This is a genomic window from Sphingobium indicum BiD32, assembly GCF_000382885.1.
Classification (GTDB): domain Bacteria; phylum Pseudomonadota; class Alphaproteobacteria; order Sphingomonadales; family Sphingomonadaceae; genus Sphingobium; species Sphingobium japonicum_C.
Genome location: NZ_CAVK010000164.1, coordinates 1 through 9281, shown reverse-complemented (window position 1 = coordinate 9281; position 9281 = coordinate 1). Strand labels below are relative to the sequence as shown.

Genomic DNA, 9281 nt, shown 5'->3' with positions numbered 1-9281 from the left:
TCTGCCAAAGTAGTGCTAGAACGCCTCCGCCGCCAGCGCCATGATCGCCCCCTCGCCCGCCGCGATGCTCGCCGCCAAGCCCCCGGCCTGCGGCAACACCCGCCGCGCATAATAGTCGGCCACCGCCAGCTTGCCGTGATGCAACGCCGTCTCGCCAGCACCCGCCGCCACTGCCATCCGCGTCCACATCCACCCCATCGCCACCAGCGCGAACAGACGCAGATAATCGACCGCCGCCGCCCCGGTCGCGTCCACGCCCGCCCCGCGCAGCGCCACCGTCGCCTCGCGCAACAACGCCAGCGCCTCGCCGGTCCGCACCGCAATCACCAGATCGCCCGCCGCAGCGACATCGGCCGCGATCCCGTCGAAGAAACCCTCGACCACCGCGCCGCCCGCCATCGGCAGCTTGCGCCCCACCAGATCCATCGCCTGCACCCCGTTGGTGCCCTCGTAAATCTGCGCGATCCGCGCATCGCGGACATATTGCTCCATCCCCCATTCGCGGATGTAGCCATGGCCGCCAAAGACCTGCTGCGCCTGCACCGCGCTCTCAAAGCCATAATCGGTAAAGGCCGCCTTGATCACCGGCGTCAGCAACGCCACCAGCGCGTCGGCCTTCGCCCGCTCGCCCGCATCAGCATGACCATGCGCCCGGTCCAGTTGCAGCGCGGTCCACCCCGCCAGCGCCCGCCCGGCCTCCACGAACGCGCGGACATTCAGCAGCATCCGCCGCACATCGGCATGGTCGATGATCGCCACCGGACTGCGCGTCCCGTCGGCGCTGCGCCCCTGCACCCGGTCGCGCGCATAGGCGACCGCCTGCTGATAGGCGCCGCCCGCAACCCCCAGACCCTGCACGCCCACCATCAACCGCTCGGCATTCATCATGGTGAACATCGCCGCCAGCCCGCGATGCGCTTCGCCCACCAGCCATCCGGTCGCGGCATCATAATGCATCATGCAGGTCGGCTGGGCGTGGATGCCCATCTTCTTCTCCAGCGATCCCACCGACATGGTGTTGCGCACGGTAAAGCCGCCATCGGCATCGGGCAGATATTTGGGCACCAGGAACAGGCTGATGCCCTTCACGCCCGGCGGCGCATCGGGCAGCCGCGCCAGCACCAGATGGACGATATTGCCGCCAAAATCATGGTCGCCCGACGAAATGAAAATCTTGGTCCCCGCCACCGCATAGCTGCCGTCGCCTTTGGGCGTCGCCCGGCTCTTGAGCAGCGCCAGGTCGGTCCCCGCCCCGCTCTCGGTCAGCGCCATCGCCCCGGTCCATGTCCCGCTCACCAGCGGCCCCAGATAGGTGGCCTTCAATTCCTCGCTGGCATGGGCGGCAATCGCCTCGCACGCCCCGCGCGACAGGCCGGGGAACAGGCCAAAGGACAGGTTGGTGGCCGACATCATCTCGTCGAACCAGAGTTGCAGGATGAAGGGCAGACCCTGCCCGCCATGCGCCGGGTCCGCCGACAGCGATGTCCATCCCCCATCGGCAAAATCGCGATAGGCCTGCGCAAAGCCGTCGGGCGTCTGCACCGCGCCATCGACCAGACGGCTGCCCTGCTCGTCACCATCGCGGTTCAACGGATGCAGCCGCTCGGCACAAACCTTCCCCGCCTCATCCAGCACCGCCAGCGCCAGATCAGCGTCCACCTCCTTGCCCAGCTCCGCCATCGCCTGGTCGAAACCCAGAACCTCGTTCAGCAAAAAACGATAATCGTCGATCGGCGGGATATAGGTCTGCATGGCGGTTCCTCTTCTGTCGCAACGCCGTTACACCAAACATATGTTACAGTCAATTTTCTGAAGAATGGCTTATGTCCGGCTCACTGTTCACACCTCAATCGCCCGGCTTGTGCGACGACAAGAGATAGCGCCAGACCCCGACCAGATTGATCCCCAGCATAGCGACATTCTGCCAGCCGATCCCCTCATTATCCTGCGCCAGAAACCCCCAGGCGATCAGCGCGATCGAGCTTGTGACGAACAGCACGAATGCCCACCCCGTCACCCGCCGCCCGATATTGAGCGACACCAGCAACGCCGCCAGCACCGCCACCCCCGCGCCATAATATTGCAACCCTGTCAGCACAGCCTCATCCATCCCGCCCCAACGCCGCATCAGCGCCCAAGGTTGCAGCCACGCGCCTCCCCCTCTAGGCAGACCCCATGATTGCCAGCATAGACCCGTTCCACGCCATCGCCATCAGCCGCGAAGCCCACCGCCTCGAAGCGGAAGGCCGCTCCATCCTCCACATGGAATTTGGCCAGCCCTCGACCGGCGCGCCCGCCGCGTCCATTGCGGTGGCGCATCATGTGCTGGACACCGATCCGATGGGCTATTGGGAAAGCCAGCCGCTGAAAGGCCGGATCGCCCGCCATTATCGCGACGCCTACGGTCTCACCATCGATCCAGAACGCATCCTGCTCACCTGCGGCGCATCCCCCGGCCTCGTCCTGGCGCTCACCAGCCTGTTCGCGCCGGGCGCACGGGTCGCGACCGCCCGCCCCGGCTATGTGGCCTATCGCAACACATTGAAGGCGCTTTATCTGGAGCCGCTCGAAATCGCCTGCGGCCCGGCGGAACGCTATCAGATCAGCGCCGACGCGCTGTCAGCGCTCGATCCCGCCCCCGACGGCCTCATCCTCGCCAGCCCCGCCAACCCCACCGGCACGATCATCCCTGCGCAAGAACTGGCCCGCATCGCCGCCACCTGCGCCGCCCGCGGCATCGCCATCATTTCGGACGAAATCTATCACGGCCTGTCTTTCGGAGACCCGGCCCGCTCGATGCTGGAATTCGCCCCCGACGCGATCATCGTCAACAGCTTCTCCAAATATTTCAGCATGGCCGGCTGGCGTCTGGGCTGGATCGTCGTGCCGCCTTCGCTGATCGACGCCGCCCGCGCCCGCATGGGCAACCTCTTCCTCACGCCCCCGGTCCTGGCGCAACAGGCCGGGCTACAGGCGTTTGAGGAGACCACCGAACTGGACGGTCATGTCGCCACCTACCGCCGCAACCGGCAATTGCTGCTCGACGCCCTGCCCGCCCTCGGCCTCGCCAGCATAGCCCCGCCCGACGGCGCCTTCTACCTCTATGCCGACATCAGCCACCTGACCGACGACAGCCTGGCCTTCTGCCATCGCCTGCTCCAGGACACCGGCGTCGCCACCGCGCCGGGCATCGATTTCGATCCGGTCGAAGGCCATCATTTCATCCGTTTCAGCTTCGCCGTCTCCACCGACCGCGTACAGGACGCCATCACGCGGATGGTGCCATGGTTTCAGGCTCAGCATAGCCACAAAGCGCTATAACGGACCCAAAGGGTCCGCAAGGCCGAACGGCCGCCCGAGCTTATGCGAGGATAGCCAAGCGGGCGGATGCCCGCGCCGGCGCCTGAGGCTAAAAAAATGGTGCGGGCGGTCGGAATCGAACCGACACTCCTTGCGGAACCGGATTTTGAGTCCGGCGCGTCTACCAGTTTCACCACGCCCGCACGGCCTGGGTGCCGCCAAATGACAAAATCCGGCTTCCCCGTCCAGCCGAAAATCAGTCCGGGCCATATTCATCGTCCATCGCGCCAACGACGCGCGATTTTCGCTGCATCACAGCACAGCCGTTGCAGCATCGCCGTCGGGACGATAGCCTCCTTGCGCTATCATCCGCGTGCGCTATAAGGGCGTCATCGTGCAGATATAGATATGTTCAACGGAGAAGGACCATCCTTTGACCGAATCGTCTGCTACGTTCCTGCTATTCGGCGCCACCGGTGATCTTGCGCGGCGCATGATCTTCCCCTCGCTCTACAATCTCCTGTCCGACGGATTGCTGCCCGACGACTTCTTGATCGTCGCCTCCGGCCGGTCGGAGATGGACGATGATACCTTTCGCGACGATGTCGACGCGGCGCTGCATCAATTTCTCAGCGCCGACCGCTACGACCCGCAAATCGCCGCCGCCTTCCGCACCATGATCTGCTATCAGCCGGTCGAGGCGGGCAATGCGACCCAGTTCGCGGCGCTGGCCGATCGGATCGACGGCCGGCTGGAGCGCGGCCTCTCGGTCTATCTCTCCACCCCGCCATCCCTGTTCGCCCCGACGGCGCAGGGTCTGGCCGACGCCGGCCTCATCACCCCGCTCACCCGGATCGCGATGGAAAAGCCGATCGGCAAGGATCTCGCTTCCTCCAAACAGGTCAATGACGGCATCGGCGCGCTGTTCGCCGAGGATCAGATTTTCCGCGTCGATCATTATCTGGGCAAGGAAACCGTCCAGAACCTGCTGGCGCTGCGCTTCGGCAATCTGATGTTCGAGCCGCTGTGGAACGCCACGGGCATCGATCATGTCCAGATCACCGTGGGCGAAACCGTGGGGCTGGAAGGCCGCGTCTCTTATTATGACGGGGTCGGCGCGCTGCGCGACATGGTGCAGAACCATATGCTCCAGATCCTCTCGATCATCGCGATGGAACCCCCCGCGCGCATGGACCCGACCGCGGTGCGCGACGAAAAGGTGAAGGCCTTGCGCTCGCTCCGCCCGATGACCGCCGAAACGGTCAAGACCCACAGCGTGCGCGGCCAATATACGCCCGGCGCCGTAGGCGGCCAGATCGTCACCGGCTATGCCGATGAGCTGGGCCAGCCATCGACCACCGAAACCTTCGTCGCGGTCAAGGCGCATATCGACAATTGGCGCTGGCAGGGCGTCCCCTTCTACCTGCGCACCGGCAAGCGGATGCCCGCGCGCCAGTCCGAAATCATGATCCAGTTCAAGCCGGTGCGCCACTCCATCTTCGGCCGCGATGGCCATGGGTCGGGCCTTGAATCCAACACGCTGGTCATCCGCCTCCAGCCCGAAGAATATATCCGCCTGACCATCATGTCGAAGCGGCCCGGCCTTGAACGGCAGGTGCATCTCGATGAAGTGACGCTCGACGTGTCGCTCACCGCCGCCTTCGCCGGGCAGCGCCGCCGCATCGCCTATGAACGGCTGATCCTCGACCTGCTGGCCGGCGACGCCACCCTGTTCGTCCGCCGCGACGAGGTGGAGGCGCAATGGGCGTGGATCGATTCGATCATCGACGGGTGGAAAGAGGCGAATATGAAGCCTGCCCCCTATTCTTCCGGCAATTGGGGTCCATCCTCGGCCATTGCCCTTATCGAACGTGACGGAGCCAGCTGGCATGACTGAACTGCATCCCACCATCGCCAAGGTGACGGAACGCATCGTAAAGCGCAGCGCCAGGCAGCGCCGCCACTATCTGGACCTGATCGAACGCGGCCGGGAAGCGGGCACCAATCGCGATCAGCTAAGCTGCGGCAATCTCGCCCATGCCTTTGCCGCCAGTGGGGAGGACAAGCCTGTCATCCGCACCGGCGCGGCGATGAACATCGGCATCGTCACCGCCTATAATGACATGCTCTCCGCGCATCAGCCCTATGGCCGCTATCCCGAAGCGATCAAGCTCGCTGCCCGCGAAGTCGGCGCAACGGCACAGGTCGCGGGCGGCGTTCCCGCCATGTGCGATGGCGTGACCCAGGGGCAGGCGGGCATGGACCTCTCGCTCTTCAGCCGCGACACGATTGCGCTGTCCACCGCCGTTTCCCTGTCCCACGCCATGTTTGAAGGTGTCGCCCTGCTCGGCATCTGTGACAAGATCGTGCCCGGCCTGCTGATGGGCGCGCTGCGCTTTGGCCATCTGCCGACCATCCTGATTCCCGCAGGACCGATGCCGTCGGGCCTCGCCAACAAGGAAAAGGTCCGCATCCGCCAGCTCTATGCTGAGGGGAAAGTAGGCAAGGACGAACTGCTCGAATCCGAAAGTGCCAGCTATCATGGCGCTGGCACCTGCACCTTCTACGGCACCGCCAACAGCAACCAGATGATGATGGAAGTGATGGGCCTCCACATGCCCGCCGCCGCCTTCGTCAATCCCGGCACGAAGCTGCGCCAGGAACTCACTCGCGCCGCGACACATCGCCTCGCCAGCATCGGCTGGAACGGCGATGATTACCGCCCCTTGGGTCACTGCGTCGATGAAAAGGCGATCGTCAACGCCATCATCGGCCTCATGGCGACCGGCGGTTCGACCAACCACGCCATCCATCTGCCCGCCATCGCCCGCGCCGCCGGGATCAGCATCGACTGGACCGATTTCGCCGAAATCTCCGATGCCGTGCCTCTGCTCGCCCGCGTCTATCCCAATGGGTCCGGCGACGTGAACCATTTCCACGCCGCTGGCGGCATGAGCTATATCATCCGCGAACTGCTGGACAGCGGCCTGCTCCACCGCGACATCATGACCGTCGCGCGCGGCGACCTCACCGATTATGGCAAGGAACCGGTGCTGGAAAATGACGCGCTGCAATGGCGCGACGTTCCCGCCTCGCGCGACTACAACATGCTCCGCCCCGTCGCCAACCCGTTCAGCGCCGATGGCGGCATGAAGCTGCTGGCGGGCAATCTGGGCCGCTGCGTCATGAAGGTCAGCGCCGTCGATCCCGCGCTCTGGACCATCGAGGCACCAGCTGCGGTATTCCACGATCAGGATGACGTCCTGCGCGCCTTCAAGGCGGGCGAACTGGAACGCGATGTCGTCGTCGTCGTCCGCTTCCAGGGACCAAAGGCCAACGGCATGCCCGAACTGCACAAGCTGACCCCTGCGCTCGGCGTCCTCCAGGATCGCGGGTTCAAGGTCGCGCTGGTGACCGACGGTCGCATGTCCGGCGCATCCGGCAAAGTCCCCGCCGCCATCCACCTCTCGCCCGAAGCGCTCGGCGGCGGCCCCATCGGCAAGCTGCGCGATGGCGATCTCGTCCGGGTCTGCGCCCAGAGCGGCACGATCGACGCCCTGGTCGATGCCGCCACCTGGGACGCCCGCGACATCCCCGCCGCCCCGCCCCCGCCCTATGATACAGGCCGCGAACTCTTTGCCCTGTTCCGCCATCATAGCGACTTGGCCGAACAGGGTGCCTCACCCATCCTCGCCGCCATGGAAACCGAACTGTAAAAATATCCGTTCGGTCAGAACGACGTGGAGAGTGACATGACCAACATTATCGCCGCCGACATTGGCGGCACCAACGCCCGCTTTGCGCGCGCCTCGCTCGATGAGCGCGGCGTGCCGACGCTCGGCACCGTGCGCAAATATAAGGTCGCCGACTATCCCAGCCTGCAAGCCTGCTGGGCCGCCTTTGCCGAGGATGAAGCCGCCAGCGGCGCGGGCGACCTGCCCGACGCCGTCTCGATCGCCTTCGCCACCGCCATCGGGCGCGAAGTCATCAAGCTGACCAACTCCAGCTGGGTCGTCCGCGCCGATACGCTGGCCGACGATCTGGGCGTGCGCACCGTCAAGCTGGTCAATGATTTCGAGGCGGTCGCCCATGCCGTCTCGCGCCTGCCAGACGAAAATCTGCCTTTGCTGTTCGGCGATGACCGCCCCTTCCCCCGCGACGGCGGCGTCACCATCCTTGGTCCCGGCACCGGCCTTGGCGTCGCGATGATCGCCTATGACAATGGCCATCCCCATGTCATCGCGACCGAAGGCGGTCATCTCGACTTCGCCCCGCTCGACCAGTTGGAGGAAAAAATCCTCGCCTATCTGCGCGACAAATTCCTGCGCGTCTCGACCGAGCGGATCGTGTCCGGGCCGGGCCTCAACTATATCTACAAGGCGATGGCAACGATCGGCCATGATCGCGTCATGCTGATGGAGGACCCCGAACTGTGGCAGGCCGCGCTCGACGACAGCGATCCCTTCGCCCGCGCCGCGCTCGAACGCTTCTGCCTCTGCTACGGCTCCGTCGCCGGTGATCTGGCGCTGGCCCATGGTCCCCATGCCGTGGTGCTGGCCGGTGGCCTGACCCAGCGGATGCGCGACTTCCTGCCGCACAGCGGCTTCCACACCCGTTTCAAGGCCAAGGGCCGGTTTGAAAGCCTGATGGCCTCCGTCCCGATCCGTATGGCCATCCACGACGAAATCGGCCTGTTCGGGGCCGCCGCCGCCTTTAGGGAGCAATGAACATGAGCAAATTGACCGTCGAAAAAGTGATGGGCCTCGCCCCGGTCATTCCGGTGCTGGTGGTCGATCGGGTGGAGGACGCCCTCACCATCGCCCGCGCCCTTGTCGCCGGCGGCCTGCCCGCGCTCGAAGTCACGCTGCGTACCCCCGCCGCGCTCGATGTGATCCGGGAAATGAGCCAGGTCGAAGGGGCTGTCGTCGGTGCAGGCACCGTCCTCAACCCCGATCAACTCGACGCCGCGATGGAGGCAGGCGCGCGCTTCATCGTCAGCCCCGGCCTCACCAAGCCGCTCGGCAAGGCTGCGATCGCCGCCAAAATCCCCTTCCTGCCCGGCACCGCCACGGCGGGCGACATCATGCGCGGGATGGACATGGGCCTTACCCATTTCAAATTCTTCCCCGCCGAAACATCGGGCGGCCTGCCTGCGCTGAAAGCCCTCGCCGCACCGCTCCACACGGCCCGCTTCTGCCCGACCGGCGGCATTACGCTGAAAAGCGCACCGGAATGGCTCGCCCAGCCCTTCATCAAATGCGTCGGCGGCAGCTGGGTCGTGCCCAAGGGGCCGGTCGATGGCGCAAAGATCGAGGAACTGGCCCGCGCCGCCGCCGCCCTGCCGCGCGGATAAAAGTGGGCGGATAACGTAGGGCGGGGCCATTGCGCCCCGTCACCCCGCCCCCTAGATGCAGGTTCATGATGACCCGTCGGCTGCTCCCCTATCTCGCCCTGCTCCTGTCCGGCTGCACCGGCGCGCAGCTCAGCTATCCCTCTCTCGCCAAGCGCCCGATCGAAAGCGCCCCCGTCGCCGAAGCCACGCCGCCCCCGGCACCGGTCGTCGCCGACGCCAGGCTGGCCGAGCAGATCAGCCGCTTCACCGCCCAGTCGGAAACCGGCCGCACAGGCTTCGACGCCGCCTACGCCACGGCGGAAAAAGCCGCCCGCGCCGCTTCCGGCTCGTCAGTATCCAGCGATGCCTGGGTCGCCGCGCAGGTCGCGATCAGCGCGCTCGAAACCGCCCGCAACGACAGCGTCTCCGCCCTCGCCAGCCTCGACACCCTCTATGTCGATCGCACCAGCGCCATCGCCGATGGCAAGGAAAGCGGCGGTCTCGATGCCCTCGACACCGCCCGCACCGCCGCCCTCGCCATCGTCGACAGCCAGAATGACCGCATCGACGCGCTCAAGGGCCGACTGGCGCAGCCGTAAACATCCTCCCCTGCAAGGGGAGGTGGCAATGCGAAGCGTTGACGGAGGGG

Annotated in this window: 8 protein-coding genes and 1 tRNA gene; 6 read left to right on the top strand and 3 right to left on the bottom strand. The window is 65.6% G+C overall.

Translation table 11 applies throughout. From position 1 onward, the window contains the following. Nucleotides 1–15: 15 nt before the first annotated feature. Together EBBID32_RS16430 and EBBID32_RS16425 are read right to left on the bottom strand one after the other, a co-directional pair. On the bottom strand, nt 16–1752 hold the full coding sequence (locus EBBID32_RS16430) for an acyl-CoA dehydrogenase family protein (RefSeq protein WP_006961136.1): 1737 nt from the start codon (nt 1750–1752) through the stop codon (nt 16–18). Between the two features lie 94 nt (nt 1753–1846). Beyond that, nucleotides 1847–2110: a hypothetical protein gene (locus EBBID32_RS16425; protein WP_037491331.1), complete on the bottom strand. Its 264-nt coding sequence runs from the start codon at nt 2108–2110 to the stop codon at nt 1847–1849. A gap of 65 nt (nt 2111–2175) precedes the next feature. Between EBBID32_RS16425 and EBBID32_RS16420 the strand changes: the two genes are divergently transcribed. Next, nucleotides 2176–3321, top strand: a complete 1146-nt coding sequence (locus EBBID32_RS16420) for a pyridoxal phosphate-dependent aminotransferase (protein WP_006961132.1) — start codon at nt 2176–2178, stop codon at nt 3319–3321. 97 nt (nt 3322–3418) lie between these two features. Here EBBID32_RS16420 and EBBID32_RS16415 read toward each other — a convergent pair. Continuing rightward, nucleotides 3419–3503: transfer RNA gene (locus EBBID32_RS16415), tRNA-Leu, on the bottom strand. A 230-nt stretch (nt 3504–3733) separates the two neighbouring features. Between EBBID32_RS16415 and zwf the strand changes: the two genes are divergently transcribed. The 5 genes from zwf to EBBID32_RS16390 all read left to right on the top strand — a co-directional run bounded on the left by zwf (nt 3734) and on the right by EBBID32_RS16390 (nt 9231). Continuing rightward, on the top strand, nt 3734–5197 hold the full coding sequence (gene zwf / locus EBBID32_RS16410; RefSeq protein ID WP_006961130.1) for a glucose-6-phosphate dehydrogenase: 1464 nt from the start codon (nt 3734–3736) through the stop codon (nt 5195–5197). Further along, nucleotides 5190–7016, top strand: a complete 1827-nt coding sequence (edd, locus tag EBBID32_RS16405) for a phosphogluconate dehydratase (RefSeq protein WP_006961127.1) — start codon at nt 5190–5192, stop codon at nt 7014–7016. The genes zwf and edd overlap by 8 nt, the downstream gene beginning before the upstream one ends. A 36-nt stretch (nt 7017–7052) precedes the next feature. Beyond that, complete coding sequence (glk, locus tag EBBID32_RS16400; protein WP_006961125.1) at nt 7053–8027, top strand: glucokinase; 975 nt, start codon at nt 7053–7055, stop codon at nt 8025–8027. A gap of 2 nt (nt 8028–8029) precedes the next feature. Then, nucleotides 8030–8653 (top strand): bifunctional 4-hydroxy-2-oxoglutarate aldolase/2-dehydro-3-deoxy-phosphogluconate aldolase, encoded by a 624-nt coding sequence (eda, locus tag EBBID32_RS16395; protein ID WP_006961124.1) that lies wholly within the window; start codon nt 8030–8032, stop codon nt 8651–8653. Between the two features lie 65 nt (nt 8654–8718). Then, entirely contained in the window at nt 8719–9231 is a 513-nt protein-coding gene (locus EBBID32_RS16390; RefSeq protein ID WP_006961121.1) for a hypothetical protein, read from the top strand. The last annotated feature ends 50 nt before the right edge of the window (nt 9232–9281 follow it).